The sequence below is a fragment of the Nocardia terpenica genome, assembly GCF_013186535.1.
GTDB classification, from domain to species: Bacteria; Actinomycetota; Actinomycetes; order Mycobacteriales; family Mycobacteriaceae; genus Nocardia; species Nocardia terpenica.
The window spans coordinates 352,953-378,283 of the sequence record NZ_JABMCZ010000003.1 but is presented as its reverse complement, the minus strand read 5'-3'; the positions used below and the strand labels follow the sequence as shown (position 1 = coordinate 378,283).

General features: G+C 70.1%; 26 protein-coding genes. 10 read left to right on the top strand and 16 right to left on the bottom strand.

Going from position 1 to position 25,331, the window contains the following annotated elements; all coding sequences use genetic code 11:
- Positions 1 to 4: 4 nt before the first annotated feature.
- The 3 genes from HPY32_RS23215 to HPY32_RS23205 are packed head-to-tail and all read right to left on the bottom strand — an operon-like array spanning position 5 to position 3,404.
- Positions 5 to 871, bottom strand: a complete 867-nt coding sequence (locus tag HPY32_RS23215) for a sugar phosphate isomerase/epimerase family protein (RefSeq protein ID WP_171983162.1) — start codon at positions 869 to 871, stop codon at positions 5 to 7.
- A 50-nt stretch (positions 872 to 921) separates the two neighbouring features.
- A complete protein-coding gene (locus HPY32_RS23210; RefSeq protein WP_067594550.1) occupies positions 922 to 2,412 on the bottom strand; it encodes an Rv0497 family membrane protein in 1,491 nt (496 codons plus the stop codon).
- On the bottom strand, positions 2,409 to 3,404 hold the full coding sequence (locus HPY32_RS23205) for a Ppx/GppA family phosphatase (protein ID WP_231951895.1): 996 nt from the start codon (positions 3,402 to 3,404) through the stop codon (positions 2,409 to 2,411). Before HPY32_RS23205 ends, HPY32_RS23210 begins: the two co-directional genes overlap by 4 nt.
- Before the next feature lie 107 nt (positions 3,405 to 3,511).
- Here HPY32_RS23205 and HPY32_RS23200 point away from each other — a divergent pair, with 107 nt between their 5' ends.
- The 3 genes from HPY32_RS23200 (at position 3,512) to HPY32_RS23190 (ending at position 5,394) form a co-directional block, all read left to right on the top strand.
- A complete protein-coding gene (locus HPY32_RS23200) occupies positions 3,512 to 4,363 on the top strand; it encodes a DUF3109 family protein (protein WP_373686658.1) in 852 nt (283 codons plus the stop codon).
- Positions 4,364 to 4,402: 39 nt separating this feature from the next.
- Positions 4,403 to 4,948 (top strand): NADPH-dependent FMN reductase, encoded by a 546-nt coding sequence (locus HPY32_RS23195; RefSeq protein WP_067594553.1) that lies wholly within the window; start codon positions 4,403 to 4,405, stop codon positions 4,946 to 4,948.
- A gap of 122 nt (positions 4,949 to 5,070) precedes the next feature.
- The gene (locus HPY32_RS23190; protein WP_156674729.1) at positions 5,071 to 5,394 is read left to right on the top strand and encodes a hypothetical protein; all 324 of its coding nucleotides are present in this window, start codon (positions 5,071 to 5,073) and stop codon (positions 5,392 to 5,394) included.
- Between the two features lie 49 nt (positions 5,395 to 5,443).
- On the opposite strand, the gene HPY32_RS23185 is transcribed toward HPY32_RS23190, so the two are convergent.
- The 8 genes from HPY32_RS23185 to HPY32_RS23150 form a co-directional block, all read right to left on the bottom strand.
- Positions 5,444 to 6,133, bottom strand: a complete 690-nt coding sequence (locus tag HPY32_RS23185; protein ID WP_067594556.1) for a winged helix-turn-helix domain-containing protein — start codon at positions 6,131 to 6,133, stop codon at positions 5,444 to 5,446.
- Positions 6,130 to 7,386, bottom strand: coding sequence for a sensor histidine kinase (locus HPY32_RS23180; RefSeq protein ID WP_067594559.1), 1,257 nt, complete (start codon positions 7,384 to 7,386; stop codon positions 6,130 to 6,132). The genes HPY32_RS23185 and HPY32_RS23180 overlap by 4 nt, the downstream gene beginning before the upstream one ends.
- Positions 7,387 to 7,795: 409 nt before the next feature.
- Positions 7,796 to 9,847 (bottom strand): CocE/NonD family hydrolase, encoded by a 2,052-nt coding sequence (locus HPY32_RS23175; RefSeq protein ID WP_067594563.1) that lies wholly within the window; start codon positions 9,845 to 9,847, stop codon positions 7,796 to 7,798.
- 311 nt (positions 9,848 to 10,158) lie between these two features.
- Positions 10,159 to 10,905 (bottom strand): phosphoglyceromutase, encoded by a 747-nt coding sequence (locus HPY32_RS23170; protein WP_171983027.1) that lies wholly within the window; start codon positions 10,903 to 10,905, stop codon positions 10,159 to 10,161.
- An 89-nt stretch (positions 10,906 to 10,994) separates the two neighbouring features.
- Entirely contained in the window at positions 10,995 to 11,888 is an 894-nt protein-coding gene (locus tag HPY32_RS23165; protein WP_067594566.1) for an ROK family protein, read from the bottom strand.
- A gap of 33 nt (positions 11,889 to 11,921) precedes the next feature.
- The gene (locus HPY32_RS23160; protein WP_067596245.1) at positions 11,922 to 12,413 is read right to left on the bottom strand and encodes a type III secretion system chaperone family protein; all 492 of its coding nucleotides are present in this window, start codon (positions 12,411 to 12,413) and stop codon (positions 11,922 to 11,924) included.
- Positions 12,410 to 13,762 (bottom strand): D-inositol-3-phosphate glycosyltransferase, encoded by a 1,353-nt coding sequence (mshA, locus tag HPY32_RS23155; RefSeq protein WP_067594569.1) that lies wholly within the window; start codon positions 13,760 to 13,762, stop codon positions 12,410 to 12,412. The genes HPY32_RS23160 and mshA overlap by 4 nt, the downstream gene beginning before the upstream one ends.
- 357 nt (positions 13,763 to 14,119) lie before the next feature.
- The gene (locus tag HPY32_RS23150) at positions 14,120 to 14,944 is read right to left on the bottom strand and encodes an alpha/beta fold hydrolase (protein ID WP_067594572.1); all 825 of its coding nucleotides are present in this window, start codon (positions 14,942 to 14,944) and stop codon (positions 14,120 to 14,122) included.
- Positions 14,945 to 15,029: 85 nt separating this feature from the next.
- Here HPY32_RS23150 and HPY32_RS23145 point away from each other — a divergent pair, with 85 nt between their 5' ends.
- Positions 15,030 to 15,764, top strand: a complete 735-nt coding sequence (locus HPY32_RS23145) for an SDR family NAD(P)-dependent oxidoreductase (RefSeq protein WP_067594575.1) — start codon at positions 15,030 to 15,032, stop codon at positions 15,762 to 15,764.
- Between the two features lie 473 nt (positions 15,765 to 16,237).
- Here the strand turns inward: HPY32_RS23145 and HPY32_RS23140 are convergent, their stop codons facing one another.
- Together HPY32_RS23140 and HPY32_RS23135 are read right to left on the bottom strand one after the other, a co-directional pair.
- The gene (locus HPY32_RS23140; RefSeq protein WP_195117229.1) at positions 16,238 to 17,506 is read right to left on the bottom strand and encodes a L,D-transpeptidase; all 1,269 of its coding nucleotides are present in this window, start codon (positions 17,504 to 17,506) and stop codon (positions 16,238 to 16,240) included.
- Between the two features lie 41 nt (positions 17,507 to 17,547).
- Positions 17,548 to 18,621, bottom strand: coding sequence for a UDP-N-acetylmuramate dehydrogenase (locus HPY32_RS23135; protein WP_269456541.1), 1,074 nt, complete (start codon positions 18,619 to 18,621; stop codon positions 17,548 to 17,550).
- 59 nt (positions 18,622 to 18,680) lie between these two features.
- Here HPY32_RS23135 and HPY32_RS23130 point away from each other — a divergent pair, with 59 nt between their 5' ends.
- The 3 genes from HPY32_RS23130 to HPY32_RS23120 all read left to right on the top strand — a co-directional run bounded on the left by HPY32_RS23130 (position 18,681) and on the right by HPY32_RS23120 (position 20,543).
- Positions 18,681 to 19,166: a DUF2505 domain-containing protein gene (locus tag HPY32_RS23130; RefSeq protein ID WP_067594579.1), complete on the top strand. Its 486-nt coding sequence runs from the start codon at positions 18,681 to 18,683 to the stop codon at positions 19,164 to 19,166.
- A 61-nt stretch (positions 19,167 to 19,227) separates the two neighbouring features.
- Positions 19,228 to 19,743 (top strand): DUF2505 domain-containing protein, encoded by a 516-nt coding sequence (locus HPY32_RS23125; RefSeq protein WP_067594582.1) that lies wholly within the window; start codon positions 19,228 to 19,230, stop codon positions 19,741 to 19,743.
- The gene (locus tag HPY32_RS23120; RefSeq protein ID WP_171983026.1) at positions 19,713 to 20,543 is read left to right on the top strand and encodes a class I SAM-dependent methyltransferase; all 831 of its coding nucleotides are present in this window, start codon (positions 19,713 to 19,715) and stop codon (positions 20,541 to 20,543) included. Before HPY32_RS23125 ends, HPY32_RS23120 begins: the two co-directional genes overlap by 31 nt.
- Here HPY32_RS23120 and HPY32_RS23115 read toward each other — a convergent pair.
- Complete coding sequence (locus tag HPY32_RS23115; RefSeq protein WP_067594585.1) at positions 20,517 to 21,125, bottom strand: hypothetical protein; 609 nt, start codon at positions 21,123 to 21,125, stop codon at positions 20,517 to 20,519. The two genes, HPY32_RS23120 and HPY32_RS23115, sit on opposite strands and share 27 nt — an antisense overlap.
- 118 nt (positions 21,126 to 21,243) lie before the next feature.
- On the opposite strand from HPY32_RS23115, the gene HPY32_RS23110 reads away from it, so the two are divergent.
- On the top strand, positions 21,244 to 22,002 hold the full coding sequence (locus tag HPY32_RS23110; RefSeq protein WP_082871760.1) for an LmeA family phospholipid-binding protein: 759 nt from the start codon (positions 21,244 to 21,246) through the stop codon (positions 22,000 to 22,002).
- Between the two features lie 4 nt (positions 22,003 to 22,006).
- Here the strand turns inward: HPY32_RS23110 and deoC are convergent, their stop codons facing one another.
- Positions 22,007 to 22,669: a deoxyribose-phosphate aldolase gene (gene deoC, locus HPY32_RS23105; RefSeq protein WP_067594589.1), complete on the bottom strand. Its 663-nt coding sequence runs from the start codon at positions 22,667 to 22,669 to the stop codon at positions 22,007 to 22,009.
- Between the two features lie 104 nt (positions 22,670 to 22,773).
- Between deoC and HPY32_RS23100 the strand changes: the two genes are divergently transcribed.
- Positions 22,774 to 23,334: a GNAT family N-acetyltransferase gene (locus HPY32_RS23100; RefSeq protein ID WP_067594591.1), complete on the top strand. Its 561-nt coding sequence runs from the start codon at positions 22,774 to 22,776 to the stop codon at positions 23,332 to 23,334.
- A gap of 48 nt (positions 23,335 to 23,382) precedes the next feature.
- Positions 23,383 to 24,273, top strand: a complete 891-nt coding sequence (gene purU, locus HPY32_RS23095; protein WP_067594594.1) for a formyltetrahydrofolate deformylase — start codon at positions 23,383 to 23,385, stop codon at positions 24,271 to 24,273.
- On the opposite strand, the gene HPY32_RS23090 is transcribed toward purU, so the two are convergent.
- Positions 24,270 to 25,280 (bottom strand): alpha/beta fold hydrolase, encoded by a 1,011-nt coding sequence (locus tag HPY32_RS23090; protein ID WP_067596250.1) that lies wholly within the window; start codon positions 25,278 to 25,280, stop codon positions 24,270 to 24,272. The genes purU and HPY32_RS23090 overlap by 4 nt on opposite strands.
- Positions 25,281 to 25,331 lie beyond the last annotated feature (51 nt).

Here is a 25,331-nt window from a genome sequence, read left to right as displayed (position 1 = left end):
CGGCTCAGGCCCGGTGGTGGGCTCCGGTCGGCGCCGGCGCGGGGCGCAGGTTGTCGAGGTGGGTGCGGGCGAAGGTGAGCGCCCGGTGCAGCATGGCCGCCCTATCCAGCGTGGTGCGGGCGTTCTGGGTGTTCACCTCGACCACCGCCTGCCCGCGGAAACCGTTGTCCAGCAGGGCCGCGCAGACCTGCGCGCAGGGCTGCGTGCCCTCGCCCGGCACCAGATGCTCGTCGTGCGCGGCGCCGCGGCCGTCGGCCAGATGCAGGTGCGTCAGGCCGCTGCCCATGCGCGCGGCCAGGGCCAGCGGATCGGTTCCGGCGGTGGCGGTGTGCGACAGGTCCAGGGTGTAGTGCCGGAATCCGGTGTCGGTGGGGTCGTAGGACGGGCTGAACGCGGTGACCGAAAGGCCCGGGCCGCCACGGCGTTCCAGCCGCCGGGCCGCACCCCCGCCGCGGCCGAACAGGGAGTCGGCGCGCATCGGGAACATATTCTCGACCGCCACCGCCACCGGGCCGTTCTCCTCGAGCTCGGCGACCTGGTCGGCGAAACCGTCGGCGTAGCGGCGCTGCCAGCGAAACGGCGGATGCACCACCACGGTCGCCGCGCCCAGCGCCTCGGCGGTGTGCACGCTGCGCTCCAGTTTCGCGACCGGATCCGCGCCCCAGACCCGCTGCGAGATGAGCAGGCACGGCGCGTGGATCGCCAGCACGGGTACGCCGTAGCGGTGCACGTAGCCCTGCACGGTGGCGATGCTCTGGCTGGCGGGCTCGGCCCAGACCATCAATTCGATGCCGTCGTAACCCAATTCGGCCGCGTATCGGAAGGCGGCCTCGGTGTTCTCCGGGTACACCGAGGCCGTCGACAGCCCCACCCTGATGGTGGTTGCCGCCCGACCGTACTTGCCCACTGGCTCACTCCCGGTCAGTTCGTACTGAGGAGGAAGGCGAGCGGACCCAGCGTCACGAAAATGCCCACCACCACGGCGATCACGGTGCTGTAGATGTCGTCGGTGCGGCGCAGCACCCGCACCAGCGCCACCAGCCCGAGGATCACCACCATGGCCAGCGTCAGGGCGACGAACGGGAGCACGTCCCACATCTTCTCGAAGCCCTTGAACAGCAGCATGCCCGCGACGGCCGCGCCGACGGCCTGGCCGCCGAGGATCATCCACTGCTTGCGGGCGGCGTCGTCGTCCTTCTTGCGCGCGGCCCGGGACCGGGCGGCCGCGCCGCGGGTGGACCGGGTGGCGGCCCGCTTCTTCGGCGGGGCCGGTTCGTCGTCCTCGTCGAGATCGATGCCGCCGCGGTCGGATTCGAGCGGCTCGTAGACGTCGGTGCGGTCGTCGTATTCGAGCAGATCGGTGCCGCCGCGGCGTCCTCCGGATTCGCGGCGCTTGCCCGTTCCGCGGCGATCACCGCGCTCGGCGGCGTCGCGGAGCAGATCGCCCGCGACCGTGGGCCCGGCGAGCAACTGCTGGTCCCGATTGGCCATCGACCACATGGCGGTCGGCGCGCCCGCCGGATCCGGTTCGGGGCGGCCGGGTTTGGGGCCCGGGGCGTCGGGACCGGGCCGTCTTCGCGCCGACCACGCGGGCAACCCCGGCTCGGGCGGGGCGTCGCCGCGGCGGCCGGAGCGCGGGTACGGGCCCGGCTCCGCGCGCTGCCCGACCTCGGGCCGCGGACCGCGATCGGGCCGCTCGGCGGTGCGGTCGCGGCGCGGCAGCGCGGGAGCGGCGGGCGGTTCGGGCGCGCGCGTCGGCGACCAGCCCAGCGTGGGGATATTGGCCTGGGGATCGGCCTGCGGCGCCGGGCCGCGGAACGGCCGCACCTCGGTGGTCTCGTCGTCGTGGTCGCGGCGGCGACGGCGACCGCCCGCCGGTGGCGGTTCCGGCATGGACCGATCCGGCTCCGGCCCCTGCTCCGCCTCCAGGCGCTCGCGCCGCGCGCGGCGGCCGCCGGGCGTCGGGTGCGCGCCGTTGGGGCTGGCGAACGGGTCGCGGCGGTCGGCCTCGGCCATGCTGTGCAGGGTGGGCGCCGACGATCCGGCCAGCGGCTCCCAGCCGAAATTCACCGCATCGCGGGGCGCGGGATCCGGTGGGGCGGGGGGCCGGTAGCTCGGCTCCGGGGCGGACGGGGCCAGCGGGTCGTAGTAGGAGATCGGGCCGGACAGCGGCGAGTAGGACGGTTCCACGGCCGCGGGCGGGGCATCCATCCGGTAGTCGGACGGGTCCTCGGCGTCGGGCGCCGCGTGCGAGGACGAACCCTCGCGAACGGACGGGAGATCGCCGGTCAGCTCGGTCACCGAGATACCGCGGCCACCGCGCCGCCGCCGCCCACCGCCGGACGCCGGGACGCCCTGGCCGTTGCGGGCCAGTAGTTCGGCGACCGACAGCTGGGTCGATTCGTCACTCATCGCGACACCGTTTCGGTCGGGCCCGGTACTCCACTGCGTCGGCCGTTTCCGGCCCCGGGTTCGCTGTCCAGGTCGGTATCAAGTTTGCGCAGGATCAGTCCCTCCCGCAGCGCCCAAGGGCAAATCTCGAGAGTATCCAGCGATAACGCCCGCATACTCGCCTCCGCGACCAATGCGCCGGCCACCAGTTGCTGGGACCGATCGGTGCTGACGCCCTCCAATTCTGCCCGGTCGGCAGCGGTCATTCGCGAGATGAACGCAATCAGCTGCCGCAGACCGGAACTGGTGAGACTACGCCGCACCCGCGGGCCCGCGGCAGAGGGGGCGGCGCCGGTGAGTCGCGCCAGCGTCCGGAACGTCTTGGAGGTGCCGACGGCCAGGTCGGGACGGCCGGGCTCGAGCAACTGCTTGGCGGGCACCACCAATTCGGCGTCGAGCCAGTCGCGCAGCACCGCGACCCGGCGCTTACCGGGCGGGTCCTCGCGCAGCCAGTCGCGGGTGAGCCGGCCCGCGCCCAGGGGCAGTGACAGCGCCGAGTCGGGCGCCTCGTCACAGCCGTTGCTCATCTCCAGCGACCCGCCGCCGATGTCGATATTGAGGATGCGCCCGGCGCTCCAGCCGTACCAGCGGCGCACCGCGAGGAAGGTCAGCCGGGCCTCGTCGACACCGGACAGCACCCGCAGCTCGACGCCCGTCTCGCGGCGCACCCGGGTCAGCACCTCTTCGGAATTGGTGGCCTCGCGCACCGCGGAGGTGGCGAACGGCATCAGCTGCATGCAGCCGGAAGTCTTTGCGATGGAAGCGAATTCGGCGACGGTCTTGGCCAGCCGATGGGCGCCCTCGCCGGTGATGCGGCCGTGGTCGTCCATGTTCTCCGACAGGCGCAGGGTCGCCTTTGTCGAACTCATCGGCATCGGGTGGCCACCCCGATGCGCGTCCACCACGAGCAGGTGGACGGTATTGCTTCCCACATCGAGCACACCGAGCCGCACAAGAACACGGTACTGGCTCGAGGTCTCGGATGGTGCCGAGCGGCCTATCGGGACGACAACGGCCCGGTACTGCACTTGACCTTGGAATGCTGTTAGGTTCTGGCGATGTGACGGCAGGAGCTTCCGCGAGCGCCCCGACTGGGCTGCGACCAGCGGCGAAGATCGATCCCACCCCGGAGGTCGATCTCGACTTCCCGCGGGAGTGGGTCGAGTTCGTCGATCCCGCAAACGAAGAGCACACGATCGCGGCCGATCTGACGTGGTTGCTGTCGCGATGGACGTGCGTGTTCGGCACGCCCGCGTGCCAGGGCATCATCGCCGGGCGCGAGGACGACGGATGCTGCTCGCACGGCGCGTTCCTGTGCGACGACGACGATCGCAAGAAGCTGCAGAAGGCTGTGAAAATGCTCACACCCGAGGACTGGCAGCTGATGGACGAGGCCCGCGACGCGACCGGGAAGGTCCGCAAGAAGCTGTACCTCGAGGAGGACGAGCTCGACGACGAACCGGCGTTGCGCACCCGACGCTACGACGGCGCCTGCATCTTCCTCAACCGCCCCGGATTCGAGGGCGGCATCGGCTGCGCGCTGCACAGCATGGCGCTGCGCAAGGGCCTGGAGCCGCTCACGGTGAAGCCGGAAGTGTGCTGGCAGCTGCCGATTCGGCGCACCCAGGACTGGGTGGACCGCCCCGACGGCGTGCAGATCCTGCGCACGGTGATCACCGAGTACGACCGCCGCGGCTGGGGTCCCGGCGGCCTGGACCTGAACTGGTACTGCACCGGCTCCCCCGACGCCCACGTCGGCACCCGCCCGGTGTGGCAGGCATACGCCCCCGAACTGATCGAGCTGATCGGCCAGCAGGCGTACGACGAACTCGCCCGCCACTGCAAGCGCCGCGAGGGCCTGGGCCTGATCGCCGTCCACCCGGCCACCGCCGCGGCAGAGGAAAAGAAATAGCCGGGGAATACGCAGCACAGCAACTGATTTCGTACCTACATGGGTAATTCAGCGGCGCAGCGCGTTCGACTCCTGTTGATATCGGGTAGCACTCGGCCCGGCTCGAGCAATACCGCCACCCTGTCGGCGCTCGCCGAGGTTGCGCCGCAAGGGGTCTCGACACGGTTGTATGGGGGGCTCGCGGAGCTGCCCGCGTTCGTTCCCGGCGACGCGCCCGCGCCACCGGCGGTCGCCGCGTTGCGCGAGGAACTGGCCGCCGCCGATGCCGTCCTGTTCTGCGCGCCCGAATACGCCGGACTGCTCCCGGGCAGCCTGAAGAACCTGCTGGAGTGGACCGTCGGCACCGCCGATCTGTACGAGAAGCCGGTCGCCTGGATCACCGTGGCCCCGCCCGGCCGCGGCGACGGCGCGGCGGCCTCGCTGCGCACCGTGCTCGGCTATGTCGGGGCGCGGGTGATCGAGTCGGCGTGCGCGCGAATCACCCTGCCGGGCAATGCCGTCGGCGCGGACGGGCGGATCGACGACGAGGAGGTCCGGGCCCGGCTGGGGGCGGTCGTCACGGCCGTTTGCGAGTTCCTCGGGTAGGTCCCGGCCAAAAGCATGCCGGGACCTATGGGGAGGCGTGCCGGGATCGACGGGAAGACACCATTTCGCCATGAGGGATTCATTGTGGGGTGGTAGGCATGCTGCCCATGATGAGGAAATTCATGGCTTCGGTTGTGTTCGTCGCCGGGGCCGCGCTGGCCCTCGCTCCCGCCGCGCACGCCGATGATCCCACCGCCGACCCCAACGACTACTCGCTGCAGAACGCCAACTTCGTCAACTACACCGATCCGGCGGCGCTGTCGGCGCAGCAGAACGGCAAGCAGATCATCGTGAGTCCGTACGGCACCGCCAACCCGATCGCCTGCAAGGGCAACGGCACCACCGTCCCGCTGTTCGACTGCATGCAGCACGACGACTTCGGCTGGTTCCCGCTGTCGAGGACCGACCTGCCGCAGCTGGGCACCGCCTGGGTGCACGTGGTCTGACGCTGCGCGCACGAGAACGCCCCTCGGAATTCCGAGGGGCGTTTCCGGCTCAGGCTTCCAGCTTGTATCCCAGCCCGCGCACGGTGACCAGGTGTTCCGGCTTGGCCGGGTCCGCCTCGATCTTCGAGCGCAGGCGCTTGACGTGCACGTCGAGGGTCTTGGTGTCGCCGACGTAGTCCGCGCCCCACACCCGGTCGATGAGCTGGCCGCGGGTCAGCACCCGGCCCGAGTTGCGCAGCAGGTATTCGAGTAAATCGAACTCCTTGAGCGGCAACGTGACCGGCTTGCCGTTGACCTGCACGGTGTGCCGGTCCACGTCCATGCGGACCGGTCCGGCCTCGAGCACGCCGCTCTCGTTGGTGGTGTCCAGATCCTCGCCCGCGCCGCGGCGCAGCACCGCCCGGATGCGCGCGATCAGCTCGCGCGAGGAGTACGGCTTGGTGACGTAGTCGTCGGCGCCGAGCTCCAGGCCGACCACCTTGTCGATCTCACTGTCGCGGGCGGTCACCATGATGACCGGCACGCTGCTGCGGGTCCGCAGCTGTTTACAGACGTCGGTACCGCTCATGCCGGGCAGCATGAGGTCGAGCAGCACGATGTCGGCGCCCGAGCGGTCGAATTCGGCCAGCGCGGATGGACCGTCGCCGACCACGGTGACCTCGAACCCCTCCTTGCGCAGCAGGAACGCGAGCGGATCGGCCAGCGACTCCTCGTCCTCGACGATCAGCACACTCGTCATCGGGTTGCCTCCACACCGTTGGGTCTGGCCCGCCCTGCGGGGCGCGGGCCGGTTTCCTTCTTTCCCACCTGGATTGCCGTGGGACCTTTCTTCTCCGCCGGGTTGACGGAACTCTGTGTGTCGGTGTCGACCGCGGGGATGCGCAGCGTGAACGTCGAGCCGGTGCCCAGCTTGCTCCACAGTGTGATCTCACCGTTGTGGTTGGCTGCCACGTGCTTGACGATAGCCAGCCCGAGCCCGGTCCCGCCGGTGGCGCGCGAGCGCGCCTTGTCGGCACGGAAGAACCGCTCGAAGACCCGCTCCTGATCCTCCTTGGCGATACCGATCCCGCGGTCGGTGACCGCGATGTTCACGTGGCCGCCGCGCAGCGATCGGCTGACGGAGACGTGCGAACCCTTCGGCGAGTAGTTGATGGCATTTTCCACCAGATTCGACAGCGCCGTCACCAGCAGCGTCTCGTCGCCGAGGATTTCGAGCCCGCTGTCGGCGTCGGTGCTCACCGTGATGCCGGCGGCCTCGGCCGCGGTCCGCGAGCGCTCGATGGCGGCGTCGACCACGGTGTCCACCTCCACGGCCTCCAGCTGCGGCAGTTTCTCCGCGCCCTGCAGCCGCGACAGCGCGATCAATTCGGTCACCATCTTGCCCATGCGCCGGGATTCGATCAGCAGGCGCTCCCCGAAGTGCCGCACCGAATCCGGATCGTCGGCCGATTCCAGCAGCGCCTCGGCGAGCAGGCTCATCGCGCCGACCGGGGTCTTGAGTTCGTGGCTGACATTCGCTACGAAATCGCGCCGGGTCGCCTCCATGCGCGCCTGTTCGGAATCGTCGTCGGCGAACAGCACCACGAAATTGGATTCCTCGCGCGACAGCGGCCGGGCCACACCGCGCACCGCGATACGGCTGCGGCCGGGCACCGGATTCTTCGCGGTGAGGTCGAAATCGACGCTCTCACCGCTGGCGAGCACCTTCTCCACGGCCGCCCAGGCGCGTTCCTCGAGTAATCGATTGCGCACCAGCGCCAATTCCTCGGCGCGCGGATTCACGAGTACGACGTCGCGATATTCGTCCACGACCGCGATTCCGCTCTGGGATGCGAGCACGATCAGGTCGAGCACCTGCGACATGGTGAGACCGGAATCGGCCTCGCGGCGCTGCGCCTGCCGGGCATTCACATACGGGATGAGCAAACCACCGACAGCCAGGCCGACAACGGCCGCGAGAACTGCCAGCAGCACGGCCTGGGGAACGCTCACCCCTGAATCGTACGGTCGCAAAGGGGTCGTCCAGGGCCTGGTTCACGAAGTTTCGCGCAGGTCACGGTGGCGTCCGCCGGAGTTCGCCAGGTGTTTACGCGGCGTTCCACCGGGACCCGCCACCCCTCGGGTCACGATTTGCGGACCCGAGAAACCATGCCAGGCGCAGTTTTCCTTGCGGCACCACATATCTCACGAATGCCCGACGCCGACGTGAACGGTCGACCCATCGGACCCGCCGACAGTGTCCCGCGCCGCACCGCCGGACGCATTGTGAAATCCCTCTCATTCCGCATCGGCGAATTTTCCGGCCCCCTCGTCGGCCCGTTCGGCCGCCGCGCGCTCGACGGAAAAGTCCCGGGAGCACACGCCGTTGTGCGCGCCCGGGACACTCGGGGGGAGCCCCGTCTCACCAGCCCGGGTTACCCCGGACCGGAATGTTGACGAAGCTCGGGTTGGCCGGATCCAGTTGCACGTGTTCGGGTTTCAGGCCCGTGTCGACGAGCATCGGCAGGATCGGCAGGCCCTTGGGGAAATTGCCCGCGAAGACATCGATCCGCAGGCGATGGCCGGGCTGCAGGACCGCCTGGGTGCCCGGGAGCGCGATATCGAGGGTGGTCGCCTGGCCGGGGACGGTCGGCTGCCGCTTGTCCAGCGAGGTGAACGCGCGCGGGTCGGTGTAGTCGCCGTTGGCCGAGCGCGTGCTGCGGGCCTCGTCGACCTGCCGCAGCGAGGCCATCAGCTGGCCGGAGGACAGCACCGTCGACTGCCCGTCGGGCGCGACGTCGTTCACCGTCGCCACCCAGTAGCCGTCGGCCGCGTCCTGAACCGTGTTGAGCCGCACCGCGATCGGGCCGGAGATGGTGGTGGCGCCCGCGACCGGCGCGCTGGTGAAGGTGAGCGCGTTCAGCTCCGCGACCCGCGAATCCTTGGCGCATCCATCGATGATGGACAGCGCACCGGCGGTGGCCTGCGCGGCGTCGTTGGAGCACAGCGTGGTCAGGCCGGGGGCCACGGTCAGGCGGGCGGTGTCGTTGTTCGCCGCGGCGGTCAGCGAACCGTCGTAGACACTGTTCGCGGTGCCGCTTCGGTTGGCGGACAGATACATTCGCCGATACGACGACGCCTCCTCGGCCGGGGCGGTGGCGCCGAAGCCGTCCTGGGTGATCCAGCCGCCGCCCTGCTCGCGCAGCGTCACCGGGCCGTAGTTGTCGATCCCGTTGTCGATCCCCTTGAGCCACTTGTCGAACCACGCGCGCTGCAGCACGTCCAGCCGCGGCGGCAGGCCCGGCTTGCCGTACTCGTTGCCGGAGCTGACGTGGTAGGTGTTGCCCATCAGCAGCTGCTTGCGCCCGGGCGGCAGCGGAATCTGGTTGTAGATCTTGGATTCCGAGTAGGTGAACAGGTCGTGCCAGCCGCCGGTCACGAAGGTCGGCACCCGGATCTCGGTCGGATCGCCCAGCCACGCCTTGCGTTCGGAGGTGAAGTCGGTGAGCAGGCCCCGCACCCGCGGATTCAGATCCTCCATGCGCGTGCTGGTGTAGGCGCTCAGCAGCGCGTCCATGTAGGTCAGTGGGTCGGCGGCGCGGTCGGTCAGCCACTTGGTGTCGAACTTGCCGGTGAGGATGGACTGCACATCCGGCACCCACTTCAGGGTGTTGATCGCGGTGAGCCACAGCGGAATGAAGTTGAATCCGAATCCGCCGCCGGGCGCGAGCACGTCGTCGACCAGGTCGCTGCCGGGCACGATGGGGAAGATGGCCTTCAGCGCGGGCGGATGCTTCTCGGCGGCCTGCACCTGGTTGATGCCGGAGTAGGAGATGCCGCTCATGCCGACCTTGCCGTCCGACCACGGCTGCTTCGAGGCCCAGTCGATCACCTCGACGGTGTCCTGCTGCTCGCGCTGGCGCAGCATGTCCCAGTCCCCCTGGGAGAAGCCGGTTCCGCGCACATCGACCACGATCTGGGTGTAGCCGCCGCGCACCAGCTGCCGGTCGACGGAGAAGTTGCGCAGCTCGCCGCCGCCGAACGCCTTGGTCAGATCCGTGATGCCGGACAGCGGGGTGCCGCTGAGGTCGATCTGGCGCAGCAGGCCCAGCAGCGCGTCGGACAGGCCCGGGATCGATCCCGCATGGTCGGCCAGATTGGATACCAGCTTGGTGTACGGGGTGAGGTTCACCACGGCCGGGGTCTGCACGTCCACCGCGCGGCCGGAGGCGTCGGCGGGCCGATAGACGTTGGCCTTCAACACCGTTCCGTCACTCATGGTGATCGGCACGTCCCAGTCGATGTGGATGTTCGGGTACTGCTGCGGCCCGTCCTCGGTGGCGGTCCACGCGGCGCCCGCGGCGCCGCCGTCCGGTCCGGTGGGCAGCGATGCCGCGCTCGCGGGGATGGTGAAGAAGGGAACAACCGCCGCGGCGGCGACGAACGCCACTGTGGCGCGCAGCGCATACTTCATCGGACGTGATCCATCTCTCTGCAATGGCTCGAACGTTCGAGAGTCTAACTACCGACAAGTAAGTTGCAAACTGCCGGTTACACTAACCGCACCAAAATTCTCTCACCGGCTCACGCCCTCACCCGCGGCGCGCGACAACGCGACGGCCTGGGGCTTTACCTACCGAAAGTGTTCCAGACCACTCCCGACCGGCCCGGATCCGACTACCGCGGAACGGGATCGAGCGGGAATCGGTGCCCGGAGCCGGGCAATAGCTACGGATCGGTAGGTGAGAGTGAGGTCACACAACCGCCGCCCGGCTCCGGACGTCCTTACTTGTTGCCCTGGCCCGCGACCGCGGCGGCGCCGGCTGCGGCGGCCTCGGGGTCGAGATATTCGGCCGGGCCGATCGGGCGGAGGTTCTCGTCGAGTTCGTAGCGCAGCGGGATGCCGGTGGGGATGTTCAGGCCCGCGATGTCGTCGTCGGAGATGCCGTCGAGGTGCTTCACCAGGGCGCGCAGCGAATTGCCGTGCGCGGCAACCAGAACGGTCTTGCCTGCCAGCAGGTCCTTGGAGATGGTCGACTCCCAGTACGGGATCATGCGGGCGACGACGTCCTTCAGGCATTCGGTGCGCGGCACCTCGATATCGGCGTAGCGCGGGTCGCCGTCCTGGCTGTACTCGCTGCCGGTCTCGATCGGCGGCGGCGGGGTGTCGTAGGAGCGCCGCCACAGCATGAACTGCTCGTCGCCGTACTGGTCGCGGATCTGGGCCTTGTTCTTGCCCTGCAGTGCGCCGTAGTGCCGCTCGTTGAGCCGCCAGTCCCGCACCACCGGGATCCAGTGCCGGTCGGCGGCGTCCAGCGCGATATTCGCGGTGCCGATCGCCCGCCGCAGCAGCGAGGTGTACACGATATCGGGCAGAATCCCCTGCTCGGCCAGGAGCTCACCGGCCCGCTTACCCTCGGCTATGCCCTTCTCGGTGAGGTGCACGTCCACCCACCCGGTGAACAGGTTGAGGGCATTCCATTCGCTCTCGCCATGGCGCAGCAGCACGAGGGTGTACGTCATGCCCGACATCCTGCCACGGACACGATCGCACTGCGCACCGACGTCGGACCCCATCCGACCTCGCCGAAAAGGTCGCGACCGCACGGCGGGCATCGTCGTCAGCCGTGCGCGGGGGCGCCGGCGAGGATGCCCGCGCCGGCGAGGGTGGCGCCGTTGTGGATTCGGGACTCCAGCACCTGAAGGTCGCGGAGGAAGCCGAGGCGGGCGTGCCGGGCGATCGCCGCCCGCATCGGATCCCACAGCGGCGCACCGGATTCGGAGAACCCGCCGCCGATCACCACCCGGTCGATGTCCAGCAGCGCGGCGGCGGACGAAATCGCCTGCCCCAGTGCGGTTCCCGCACGATCCAGGGCCGCCACGGCAATGGGCTCCCCGGCATGGGCGGCCCGCGCGAGCTCCAGGCCGGAGTCCCCGCCCCAGCCCTGCGACCGCGCCCACCGCACCGACGACATGCCGCTGGCCACGGCCTCCACACAGCCCACCCCACCGCACCCGCACGGATCCTCCGAACCGGGCACCACGATATGGCCGACATGCCCGGCATTTCCGGTCTGCCCACCCGCGACCCGGCCGTCCACGATGATCCCGCCCCCGATACCCGACGACACCGTCATGGCGAGACCGTTGCGCACGCCCCGCAACCCCCCGAGATGATGCTCGGCCAGCACCAGACACGCCCCATCGACGGCAAACCGAATCTCCGCCCGCGGAAACAACTCCCCCACCGCCGCAACAATCGGAAACCCACCACTCCACTCCGGAATATTCAACGGCGCGGTAACCCCCGCGGGCACATCCACCGGCCCCGCCGACCCGATCCCCACCGCCGTAACGTCGACATTCCCCGCCACCGACAGCAGCAGCCCCCGGCAGGTCTCCCACGCCTTCTGCCGCGGAACGGCCGTCACCCGAACATCGCGCACCCGCGGACCTGCATCCATCACCCCGGCCGCAAACTTCGTCGCCCCGATATCCAGCGCCAGCACCGCCATGTGGACCACCTTCCGTCGACGAGCGAGTATGACTCAGTTCTCGTCGGCGTCCACCAGATGTTCGAAGGCGCGGAGGTTTTTGAGGGATTCGCCGCGGGAGACACGCCATTTCCATTCGCGGCGGATGGATTCGGCGAAGCCCAGTTCCAGGAGGACGTTGAAGTCGGCGTCCACGGCCTCGAGGATTTGGCCGAAGACTCGGTCGAGTTCGTCGGGGGTTACCGCGTGGGTGGCCAGGCGGCCGATGAGGTAGATGTCGCCTACGCGGTCGAGGGTGTAGGCCACGCAGTAGAGGCGGCGATTGCGGCGAAGCAGGAATTTGTAGACGCCCTCGAAGTTCTCGTCCGGTTTGCGGCAGACGAAGCATTCGAAGCGCACGCCGTGCGTACCGACCGTCAGCATGACGGTGGTCTTCAGCTTGCGCTCGCCGGGCAGCACCACGACGAAGGTGGACTCGCCCTCGCGGGTGTAGTCGACCTCGCGCTCCCGCAGCGTGTCCTCGATCAGCCGCGACGTGTCGGTCATCGCCGCACCACTCCCATCCGGCGCCGCCACAGCGCCCGCGACCTGGCCTGAGTGCTCTCGACCGAGAAGGTACCCGCCAGCCGCGACCGCATTCCGCGATACCCCGCCAGCGCGACCTCGTAGCTGTCCAGCAGGCCGTCGGCGGTGTGCGCCCAGGAGAAGTTGGTGGCGTGGTCGGCGGCGGCCACGCCCATGCGCACCAGCCGGGCCGGATCGTCCAGCAGCACGCGCAGCGCCGCGGCCCAGTCGTCGGCGCGGTGGCTCGGCACCAGCAGGCCCGAAACACCGTCGCGCACAGCGGTTCCCAGCCCGCCGACGTGCGCCGCGACCACCGGGGTGCCGCTGGCCTGGGCCTCGATGGCGACCAGGCCGAAGGATTCGTTGTAGCTGGGCACGGCGACCAGATCGGCCGCCCGGTACACCCGCACCAGCCGGTGCGGCGGCTGCGGCGGCAGGAAGGTGACCCGGTCGGCGATGCCGAGGGCGGCGGCCAGTTCGATCAGCGCGTCGGGGCGGTCCAGGCCGGTGCCGGACGGGCCGCCCACGATGAGCACCCGCAGCGCGCGCCCGGGCTGGTCGCGCAGCAGGTGCGCGGCGGCACGGATGAGCACGTCGGGTGCCTTGAGCGGCTGGATGCGGCCGACGAACGCGACGATCTGCTCGTCCTGCGACAGGCCCAGTTCGGTTCGCGCGGCGGCCTTGTCGCCCGGCGTGTAGCGGGTCAGGTCGGCGCCCGGGAGCACCACGTCGATGTGCTCGGGGTCGGCGTCGTAGAGCTCGACCAGCTGCCGGGCCTCCTCGGTGGTGTTGGCCACCAGGCGGTCGGACTGGGCGACGAGCTGCTTCTCGCCGATCTCGCGGGCCGGGGGCTCGGGGGTGTCGCCCTCGGCGAGGTAGGCGTTCTTCACCGCGGCCAGCGTGTGCGCGGTGTGCACCAGCGGCACCCGCCACCGGTCCCGGGTCAGCCAGCCGACCTGCCCGGACAGCCAGTAGTGCGAGTGGATGAGGTCGTAGTGGCCGGGCAGCTGCCGGGCCTCCTGCCGCAGCACCTCGGCCGCGAAGGGGCACAGCTGGGTCGGCAAATCGTGCTTGTCGAGTCCCTCGAACGGGCCCGCCACCACATTGCGGACCAGGACGCCGGGGGCGGCCTCGACGACCGGTTCGTCGTTGGAGGAGGTGGCGCGGGTGAAGATCTCCACCTCGACGCCGCGGCGGGCCAGCTGGATGGCGGTCTGCAGCACATAGACGTTCATGCCGCCCGCATCGCCGGTGCCCGGTTGCGCGAGTGGTGAGGTATGCACCGACAAGACGGCAATTCGATGGGGCCGTATGTCCGAGCGCTGACTCACCTCTCCAGTGTGCACGCCCGAGCGAGGCGGTCGGTACGAGCTCCACCGCCAAGTGACAGCCATCACAATGCGATTCGAGGCATCCGGCGCAACGCGCCTGATCAGCAATGTTTCGGCGGCGGAGCGGGGTTGACGGCAAATGCGAAGTGGCACAACCGTACCGAATGCATGCCTCAGCGCGCCGACTCGGCGGCGGCGCGGGCCGCCGTCGGAGTCGCCCGCCACGCCTCGGCGTGTGCCCGAAATCACACGGGATCAACGGGCTCCGGTTCGGCGGAGCCGACTGTCGCAACAGCCGCGCGGGTGCGGATGTTCCCCCGCCCCGGCGGGTCGGAAAACGTTGGCGCGGGCTGTTTCTCAGTCCAGCCCGGCGATGAAGCCGGTGACCTCGGCGACGAAGCGCGCGGTGTCCTCGATGAACAGGCCGTGCTGGGCGCCGTCCCAGTAGGAGGTGCGCACGTCCGGCGCGGCCTCGGCGATGTAGCGGCCGTTCTCGATCGGGACCACCGGATCGGCGGTGCCGTGCAGCACCAGGACCGGCACGTCCAGGGTGCGCAGCGTCTCGGTGTTGTCGACGGTGCGGTAGAACAGGGCCTTGCGCACCCGCGGCGGGGTGGACAGGCTGCCGCCGAACAGCCGCTGGGCGTCGGCGCCCCGGTCCCGCGCGCCGCCGGTGTTGGCGCTGCCGAACGCGCCGAAGCCGCGCAGCGCCCGGCCCGCGCTGTCTTCGAAGACATCCGGAATCGCCTGCTGCATGGCCGGTCCCGGTTGTGCGCCGAGCACACCGCGGCCGATGCCCGCCTGCGAGCCGCAGTAGACGACCCCCGCCACCGCGCCGGTGCCGTAGGCGGTCAGATAGTCGGTGAGCACGATGCCGCCGTAGGACCAGCCGAGCAGCACCGCGCCCGTCTCGATGCCCTCCCCGGCCAGCACGGCCGCGATGTCGGCCGCCCAGTTCTTGGGGTCGTCGTATCCGGTCTCGGGAGCGTCGGAGTAGCCGTGGCCGCGCAGGTCGACCGCGATCACCCGGAACCGGCGCGCCAGCTCGTCCGCCGCCGCGCCCCAGTTGCGCAGGTTGCCCGCCCAGCCGTGCAGCAGCACCAGCGGCCGCCCGTCCGCGGGTCCGGTCACCTGATAGACGATGCTCGTGCCGTCCGCGCTCATCACTTCCCGAATAGCCATGAGCGCCAGGCTAGCCGCCGCCGTCGTGCCCGGGGCGTGCGCAACCACACACGAGCCCGCGGGGTTCGGAACCTAAGCTCGGGCTATGACCACTCGCAATGCCGTCGTGACGGGAGCCAGTTCGGGGATAGGCGAAGCCACCGCCCGGGAACTCGCGAAGCAGGGTTACCACGTGTACATCGGCGCGCGCCGCACCGATCGGCTGCAGCGGCTGGCCGCGGAGATCGGCGCGACCGCGCTGCCGCTGGACGTGACCGACGAGGAGTCGGTGCGCGCCTTCACCGAGGCGATCGACCGGGCCGACGTGCTGGTCAACAATGCGGGCGGCGCCAAGGGCCTGGCGACGGTCGCCGACGCCGATCTGGACGACTGGCGCTGGATGTGGGAGACCAATGTGCTCGGCACGCTGCGCGTCACCAGGGCCCTGCTGCCCAAGCTGATCGCCTCCGGCGACGGCCTGATCGTCACCATCACCTCGGTGGCCGCATTCCGCACCTACGACAACGGCTCCGGCTACACCTCCGCCAAACACGCCCAGGGCGTCCTGCACCGAACCCTGCGCGGCGAACTGCTGGGCAAGCCGGTCCGCCTCACCGAAATCGCCCCCGGCGCAGTGGAAACCGAATTCTCCCTGGTCCGCTTCGCCGGCGACGCCGACCGCGCCGCCAAGGTCTACGAGGGCATCGATCCCCTGGTAGCCCAGGACATCGCCGAAATCGTCGGCTTCGTAGCCAGCCGCCCCCCACACGTCGACCTGGACACCATCATCGTCAAGCCCCGAGACCAAGCCGACGCAGGCCGCTTCGCCCGCCGCCCCTGAGCGATCCCCGTTGCGCGGCCCCAGGGGGCCGCGCAACGGGGAAATGGGTACCGCCACCCAACGGGGACAGGTACCGCCACCCAACGGGGACAGGTACCGCCACCCAACGGGGACAGGCACCGCCACCCAACGGGGACAGGCACCGCCACCCAACGGGGACAGGTACCACCACCCAACCGAGACGGGCACCGCCACCCAACCGAGACGGCTACCGCTACGCAATGGGGACGGGTACCACCCGCGACGGGGACCGGGCACCGCTACGCAACAGGCACATGAAAGCGGGGCTCTTCGCACGAGACCTGAAGACACGTCGATATCCGAAGACATGCCGGAATCCGAGGACACATCGATACCCGAAGAGATGTCGGAACCCGAAGACACGTCAGGACCCGAAGACACGTCGGAACCCCGAGGGGCCCATCGTATTTCCCCGTTGCAGGGCCCCTGGGGCCCTGCAACGGGGATCGAAATCAGTTGCCGCCCACCGGGGCTGGGGGGAGGGGGGTGGCGGAGACTACCGGGGAGGGTTCGCCGTGGAGGGCGGACATGGTTTTCCAGGTGTCCCAGTCGATGGTCCAGTCGTAGATGTCGCCGTCGGCGGCGGAGAGGGCTATGGAGGTGCCGGTTACTTCTACCGGGTCGCCGTAGATGGCGGTGGGGAAGTAGGCCTGGGCGTCGGAGGTGCTGAGGTTGATGCAGCCGTTGGTGACGTTCGTATTGCCTTGCGCCGAGGCCGATTCCGGGTTGGCGTGGATGAATTCGCCGTTGTTGGAGATGCGGACGGCCCAGCGTTCGCGGGCGTTGGTGTAGAACGGCGGATTCGACATGACGAAGTCCTCGTACTTCTCGGTCACCACGTGGATGCCCGAGCGCGTCACGTTGCGCGCCTCGTTGCCCTCGCCGTAGCTGCACGGGAAGTCGAAGACCGTCTGCCCGTCGCGGACCACCTGCACGCGGTGGCTGGGGGCGTGGCCCTGCACGATCTGGCTGCGGCCGATCTTGAATTCGGAGGTGAGGTCGGAGTTTCCGTACCCGCCGTCGCCGAGATCGAGCCCGTACAGCTTGCCGGAGAAGGTGACGTCGGTGCCCGGCGCCCAGTAGTTGCGCGGGCGCCAGTGCGCGCGGGAACCGCCGTTGTCGTCGGGCAGCCAGGCCCAGCCGCCCTCGGTCTCCGGGGTGGTGGTGACGGTGAGCGCCCGCTCCACCGCGGCCTTGTTCGCGACGTGGCTCTTGAACTGCAGGATGATCGACGCCGCGATGCCGACGGTCTGCCCGTCGCCGATGTTGATCGTCGCCGGAACCGTCTGCCTGGGCTGCAGCGTGCTGAATTTGCCCTCGATCGGCACCGGCTTGTTGTCGGTCCCGATCGCGGTGCCCGACCACGTGTAGGTGATGCCGTAACCGAGCGGCTCGTTGACCTTGAAGCTGCTCCGGTCGGGGGCAAAGGTGCCGCTGACCTGTTTTCCGGCGGGGTTGGTCAGCGCCAGCTGGTCGATGCGGCCGTTGGTCACGGTCAGCGAGACCGGCGCCACCGGGCTGATGTCGGCGCTGCCGTTGCCGGGCTCGTAGCCGACCTTCGCGACCGGACCGGGGTCCTTCTTCGGCGCAGCCTTGTCGCCGCTGCCGTTCGAACAGGCGGCTACCAGCGCCGCGGTCGCCAGCTGAGCCATCCCCACCAGCGCGACACGACGGCTGGTCACTCCTCGAACGTTCACTTCCTCGAATTTACCGCGCCCCATCGGCCGGTTCACGGCGCGCCCCCGTTGTTCGCGCCACGCCCCTACAGCGCGATCCCCACCGGAACCGGCTCCGGCTCCAGCCGGATACCGAATCGGTCGGCGACCCCGTCCCGGACTGACCGGGCCAGCTGGACCAGGTCGGCGGCCGTCGCGCTCCCCCGGTTGGTCAGTGCGAGTGTGTGTTTCGTGGAAAGCCGGGCCGGAGCATCGGGGCCTGGGAAACCCTTGGCAAACCCGGCCCGCTCGATCAGCCACCCCGCCGAGAACTTCACGCCGTCGACCGCCGGGTAGGTGGGAATTGTGACATCTCCCACATGCGCGGCGATGGCCGCGCGCACCTGTTCCACCCGCGACGACGGCACCACCGGATTGGTGAAGAACGATCCCGCGCTCCAGGTGTCGTGATCGTCGGGATCGAGCACCATGCCCTTACCCGCCCGCAGCCGCAGCACCGCCGCGCGTACCTCGGCGGCCGGGCGGGTCTGCCCCTCGGCGGCGTCGAGGGCGTGCGCGAGCTCGCGGTAGCCGAGCGGGGCGCTGCGCCCGGTGGCATCCAGCGCGAACTCCACCTCGAGCACCACCGCCCGGTCGCTGTGCTTGAGCACCGAGGTGCGATAACCGAAGCCGAGTTCCTCCGGTGCGACCCAGTCGATCTCACCGCTCGCCCGATCCAGCAACCGCACCCGCCGCAGCACCCCGGCGACCTCCACGCCGTAGGCGCCCACGTTCTGCACCGGCGTCGCGCCCGCCGAACCCGGGATGCCGGACAGGCACTCCAGCCCGCCCAGCCCGGCGGCGACGGTGGCGGCGACCAGCCCGTCCCAGTTCGCACCCGCCTCGGCCACCACCCGGTCGGCGCCGAGGCGTACGCCCTCGGTGGCGATGCGCACCACCACACCGCCGAATCCGGCATCGGAGATCAGCAGATTCGAGCCGCCCGCCAGCAGCAGCACCGGAATCCCGGCGGCGTCCAGCGCGCGCACGGTCGCGACCAACGAATCGGTGCTGGCGCAGTCGGCGACGGTGGCGGGACCGCCGACCCGCAGCGTGGTCAGCTCGGCCAGCCGCACCGAATTCCGCAGCCGGGCACCGGTTGCGGCGAGCAGTTCGCTCACCGCGTCGAACGGCACCACCTGAGAAGTACGCACGACCACAGACGGTAGCGTGTTCGACCATGGCGACACCCTTGGCGTACACGGCCACCTATTCGCACCCGGCCGACGCGGTGCGGGCGGCCCTCGCCGACGAACAGTACTGGAAGGACCGCATCGCCGAGGTCGGCGGACCGGGCGCGCGCCTGGAATCCTTCGACGCCACGGATGACGGTCTGCGCGTGGCCATGGTGCAGGCCATTCCGGAGGAGGAGCTGCCGACCGCCCTCACCTCGGTGCGCCCCGGCGACCTGATCATCCCCCGCACCGAGACCTACTCCGGCACCTCGGGCATCTTCGAGGCCCACGTCGAGGGCGCGCCCGCCCAGGTCCGCGGCACCGTCACCCTGACCGGCGACGACTCCGGCTGCACCGTGGTGGTCGACGGCTCGGTCGAGGTCGCGGTTCCGCTGTTCGGCAAGAAGATCGAGAAGGTCGTCGCCGAGAAGCTCACCGAGCTGCTCACCTCGGAGGCCGAGTTCACCGGCAGCTGGATCGCCGACCGCTGATCGGGGCCGCTTTCGCGCCGCAGCGAAGGTCCCGCTAACTCTCGCGTTACGCTACGTCCTCATGGCCCGTCGACTGGATTACTCAGCACGTTATCCGTTGCACACCACCAAAGAGGTGTACGCGGCGCTGTCGAGCCGCGACTACTGGGACGCGCGGATGGCGGAGATGCGCAAGTACTCCCCCAACGAAGTGGTCGAGCTGGACGCCGGGGACGGCGGTGTGCGGGTCGTGCTCGAACACCTGCTACCCCGCCACATGCTGCCCGAGCTGGCGCAGACGGTGATGCGCAAGGACATGCCGATCACCCGCACCGAGACCTACGGCCCGTTCGGCCCGGAGGTCGAGGGCGAGTTCACTGCGGCCATCCCGTCCGGGCCGGGCACGCTGACGGGCACCATGCGCCTGTTCCCCACCGACACCGGCTGCACGCTGCGCACCTCGTCGACGGCGAAGGTGTTCATCCCGTTCCTCGGCCCGAAACTGGAGCAGCTCATGCTGATCAATCTGGTCGACCTGTTCCGCGCCGAGGCCGAATTCACGACACAGTGGCTCGAAGAACAGAACCCCACCGTCTGAACAAACCGGTCGGCGCGATCACCCGCGGCACCACGGGGATCAACCGATTGCGCCGCAGCGACCGCTGGCTGATGCACGACGAACTGGTGATCGCGCGGCTGCGCGCCGCCCTCGATCCGCTGGTGGTTGATCTCGGGTACGGGGCGAGCCCGGTGACGACGCTGGAGCTGGCGGCGCGGCTGCGGCGGGTGCGCACCGAGGTGCGGGTGGTCGGCCTGGAGATCGCCCCGGAGCGGGTGGTGCCGGGCCGCGACGGCGTCGAATTCGGCCGCGGCGGTTTCGAATTGGCCGGATTGCGGCCGATGCTGGTGCGCGCCTTCAATGTTCTGCGCCAGTATCCGGAAGACGCTGTGCCGCAGGCGTGGTCGACGGTGCTGAACGGCCTGGCCCCCGACGGGCTGCTGCTCGACGGCACCTGCGACGAGCTGGGCCGCCGCTGCGCCTGGGTGCTGCTGGACCGCGCGGGCCCGATCTCGCTGACGCTGGCGTGGGATCCGTTCACCGTCGAGCGCCCCTCCGATGTCGCCGAGCGCCTGCCGAAGGCGTTGATCCACCGCAATATTCCCGGCGAGCGCATCCACACCCTGCTCACCGCGGCCGACCGCGCCTGGGCCCGCGCGGCGCACCTGTCCCCCTACGGGCCCCGGGTCCGGTGGCGCGAGTCGGCGAAGCTGTTGCGCGAGGCCGGTTTTCCGGTCCGCCGCTACCGCCGCCGCATGCGCGACTGTGTCCTGTCGGTCCCCTGGGACGCGGTGGCGCCCGGCTCGGGGCCCTTACGCGCGGGCCAGCGAGCGACGTAATCGCGCCGCCGCGGGCGGGGTCAGAAACTCTGCGGCGGAACGGATTTCGGCACCGGCGCAGCGATGGATGGCGACCGCGTCGGCCACGATCTCGTCCAGTGCGGTCTGGCCGATGCCGGTCTCGGCGAGATCCAGCATCGTCCGCACGGGGGTGGTCACCAGGAACGCCCCCGCCGATTCCACGTCGTCGCGGCGCAGCATGCGGCGCAGCACGACCAGCCGCGAACTGCTGGGCAGCCGTCCGCCGTCGGCGGACATGTGCACGTAGCGCGGGCGCAAGCGGCCCAGGCCGTGCAGTTCGGCGGCGCTGTGGTGGGAGACCGCGGCCGCGCCGTGGAACCAGGCCGCCCACATCGCGTATTCGTCGAGCGGGCCCGCGGGCCAGTCCGTCATGCGCAGCAGGCCGACCTCGACCCGGGCCACCGATCCGTCCTCGAGCGCCGATCGGATCCGGTCCTCGCAGCCGGTGCGCAGGACCAGGCGGGTGGTGAAGTACCCGGCGTGCCGCCCGGCGAGTCGGCGCAGCACCGACCAGCGCTGCTCCGGATCGCGGATACGGCTGGCGGCGGCTTCTCCGGACATGTGACTCAGGTTACGCCGAGGCGCTGTGCGTTATGTCACAATCGAATTCGTCGTGCTGCGCCCAAGCCCACAACCGCTCCACAGAGCGAGCTCAGAAAGCTCGGGAAGAATCGGTGGCATGAGTTCGATCCCTCCAGACACCGCGGTCGAGCCCGCACCCGTCGTGCCGGGTGGGCCCCGACCCCGCAATGTGCGGCGCATGGTCCTGATCATCGGACTCGTCGTGCTGCTCGCCGTGGTCGGCACCGCCGCCGCGGCCGAGACCTATTTCCGCAAGCGCAACGCCGACTGCATCGCCACGCAGGTGCAGCGGGACCTCGGGTCGAAGGTGTCGGTGCACTTCGGGCCGAAACCCTTGCTGCTCACGGCGATCGATCACAATGTGCAGTACGTGACCGTCGATAGCGACGACGCCAAGTTCGGCCCCGCCGTCGGCATGAAGGTGCACGCGCGGCTGAACGACATCACCCTGACCAACGGCGGCAGCGGCGGCGCCACCGTCGGCAGCTCCACCGCCGACGCCGCCTGGAGCGACGACGGCATCGCCCAGACGCTGTCCGGCCTGGTCACGGGCGTACAGTCCAACCCCGGCGACGGCACCCTCGACGTCAAGGTGCTCGGCGGCCTGGCCGACCTGAAGCTCCAGCCGCGGGTGGTCGGCAATCAGATCCAGGTCGGCACGGCCTCGGCCCAACTGCTGGGCCTGGGCATCCCGACCGACCTGGTCGACGGCATCGTCCAGCTGATGACCCAGAGCCTGCAGAGCTACCCGATGAACCTGCAGCCGACCGCCGTACAGGTCACCGACAACGGGATCACGGTTCACCTGACGGGCGGCGCGACGCAGTTGCAGGGCGGCAGTGGCGGTACCTGCTGAAGGGCTACTCCGGGAAACCCGCCAGCACGTCGCGCGACTTGGACAGGCCCAATCGGGTTGCGCCCGCGGTGATGAGGGCGGCGGCGGCTTCGGAGGTGCGGATGCCGCCGCTGGCCTTGACGCCGAGGCGGGGGCCGACGGTCTCGGCCATGAGGGTGACCGCGTGCACGCTGGCGCCGCCCGCCGGGTGGAAGCCGGTAGAGGTCTTGACGAATTCCGCGCCCGCGCGTTCGGCGGCCCGGCACACCTCGATGATCGCCTCGTCGGGCAGCGCCGCGGACTCGATGATGACCTTGAGCAGCGCCCGGTCGCCGATCGCCTCGCGCACGGTCACGATGTCCGACAGCACCGCGTTGTAGTCACCGGCCAGCGCCGCGCCCACATCGATCACCATGTCGACCTCGGCCGCGCCCTCGTCCACGGCCAACCGCGCCTCGGTGCCCTTCACCAGCGAGTGATGCTTGCCGGAGGGGAAACCCGCGACCGTCGCCACCACCAGCCCCGGCGCGCGCACCGGCAGCATCGACGGCGACAGGCACACCGCGAACACGCCCAGTTGCCGGGCCTCCTCGACGGTCGCGGCGACATCGGCCGCGGTGGCCTCGGGAGCGAGCAGGGTGTGGTCGATCATTGCCGCCACGTCGGCGCGGGTCAGGGTGTCAGCCATGAGGACAGAGTGTGGCACACCCACTGTTCGAAATTGATTGCGGACGGGATCGGCCGTCCCGCACACTACGTAGTGGGCCAACTCGTCGGGGAGGAGACGTCAGCGTGCTGATCCGTCGTGAACGGGCCGGCGACATCCCCGCGATCGATGCGGTACATCGCAACGCCTTCGCTCGGGAGTACGTCAACGGCGCCCGACTACGCGGCGAGCCGGACGACGCGCCCCGCGCGCAGGCCGACCCGCCCGAGGTCGACCTGGTGCACCGGCTGCGCAGCGACGCCGCCTGGATCCCCACGCTCTCCCTGGTAGCGCAGGTGCGCGACCGGGTCGTCGGGCACGTCTGCCTCACCCGGGCCAGCATCGGCCCGTTCCCGGTGCTCGCGCTCGGCCCCCTCGGCGTCCTGCCCGAGCGGCAGGGCGACGGGGTGGGCTCGGCGCTCATGCACGCCGCGCTCGGCGCCGCCGACGCCCTCGACGAACCGCTCGTCGGCCTGCTGGGCAGCCTCGACTACTACCCGCGCTTCGGTTTCGTGCCGGGCGCCCGCCTGCACATCGCCCCCGACGAGCCGTCGTGGACCGCGCACTTCCAGGTGCGCCGGCTGACCACCTACGAATCCGGGATCGTCGGCGAATTCCGTTACGCCGAACCGTTCTACGCGCTCTGACCCGGGTGCCGCCCGGCCGTGCCCGGGCCACCTGGGAGGATTGGCGCCATGAGTTCGACCCCCGCTCACCCCGACGATCATCGTTTCGTGCTCACCCTGGGCTGCCCCGACCGACCCGGCATCATCGCCCGGATCACGACGTTCATCGCGGAGTTCGGCGGGTCGATCGTGGAGGCCGGATATCACTCCGACGCCGACTCGGGCTGGTTCTTCACCCGCCAGGCGATCAAGGCGTCCACGGTTCCGTTCTCGCTGGGCGAGCTGCGCGCCCGATTCACCGCCGTGGCGGCCGAGCTGGGTCCGGAGACCGAGTGGCAGCTGCTGGATTCGGGGGCGCGGCGGCGGGCGGTGCTACTGGTCAGCAAGGAGGGCCACTGCCTGCACGACCTGCTCGGCCGCGCCGGCAGCGGCGAACTGCCCGCATCCGTCGAGGCCGTGATCGGCAACCATCCGGACCTGGCCGAGGTCGCGCAGGCGCACGGCGTGAAATTCCACCACGTGCCGTTCCCGAAGGATCCCGCCGAGCGCGGACCCGCGTTCGAGCAGATGCGCGCGCTGGTCGACGCCCACGCCCCGGACGCGGTGGTGCTCGCCCGCTTCATGCAGGTGCTGCCGCCGGAGCTGTGCGCGCACTGGGCGGGCCGGACCATCAATATCCACCACAGCTTCCTGCCGTCGTTCGTCGGCGCCCGCCCGTACCACCAGGCGTTCGCCCGCGGCGTGAAGCTGATCGGCGCGACCTGCCACTACGTGACGGCCGAACTGGACGCCGGGCCGATCATCGAACAGGACGTGATCCGCATCGATCACTCCGACGACGTTCGCGACATGGTCCGCCAGGGCCGCGACATCGAGCGCGTGGTGCTGGCCCGCGGACTGCGCTGGCACCTCGAGGGCCGCGTGCTCGTACACGGCCGCCGCACGGTCGTTTTCGACTAGCTGGCCACGGCCCCCGCGCCGCGCCGCGCGATCCGGACCATCCGGTGCAGCTCGGCGTTGAATTCCTGCGCCGCTTCGATATTCGGCAGGTGCCCGGTGGGCAGCACCGTGTACCGGTCGAGAGTGCCTGCGGCGGCGAGGATTTCCGCGATCTCCTCGGAGTGCACCGCGGGCAGCAGCTTGTCGTATCGTCCGGCGACGACGGTGGTCGGCACGGTGAGATGCGCCGCGGCGTCGCCGAGGTCCATCCGGGCCAGCCCGCGGGCGACGGCGGCGCGCGCCGCGGGGCGGCACGACCGAACGATGGCCAGGCCGAAGTCGGCCTGGTCGGCGTCGCAGGCGCGATTCATGATGCGGGACTTGAAGATCAGGCGTGCCGCGATGCTGCCGGGCAGCGGCACCGGGGTGCCGAACAGCGCCTGGGCCAGCAGCACGGGCGCGGGCCAGACATCGTTGAGCAATGGAACGACCTTGGCGCGCTGCGGAATTCGCCGCGCGGCCGTGGTGGCCAGCAGCACCGCCGAGGCGCGCTCGGCGACCTGCTCGGGGTAGCGCCGCGCCCACGCCTGAATGGTAATGCCGCCCATGCTGTGTCCGACCAGCACGGCGCGCTGGCCGGGGCGCAGGACGGCGGCGAGCACCTCGGACAGATCGTCGGCGAGCTGGTCGGCCCCGAAGCGGCGGGTGCCCATCTCGCTCTCGCCGTGCCCGCGCTGGTCGTAGGCCACCACCCGGTACTCGTCGGCGAACGCGTTGATCTGCGGATTCCAGTACTCGATACAGCAGGACCAGCCGTGGATCAGCACGATCACCTCGCCGTCGGCCGGGCCGTGGGCGTGCACCCGCAGGCGGGCGCCGTCGGCGGTGGTGACGGGGACGACCTCGGGGGACGGGGCGACGTTCAGCGTCGGGGTGTCGTAGCTGCGCGAGCGCAGTTTCGCGCGGTAGGCGGCGGTTACCGTGTCGGCGCGTAGGCCGGTCATCGCCTCGGGCATCTTCACCAGCATGAGCACTCCTTTGTGTTCTCCGCTATCCCCCGGAATACCCTTCCGGCACAA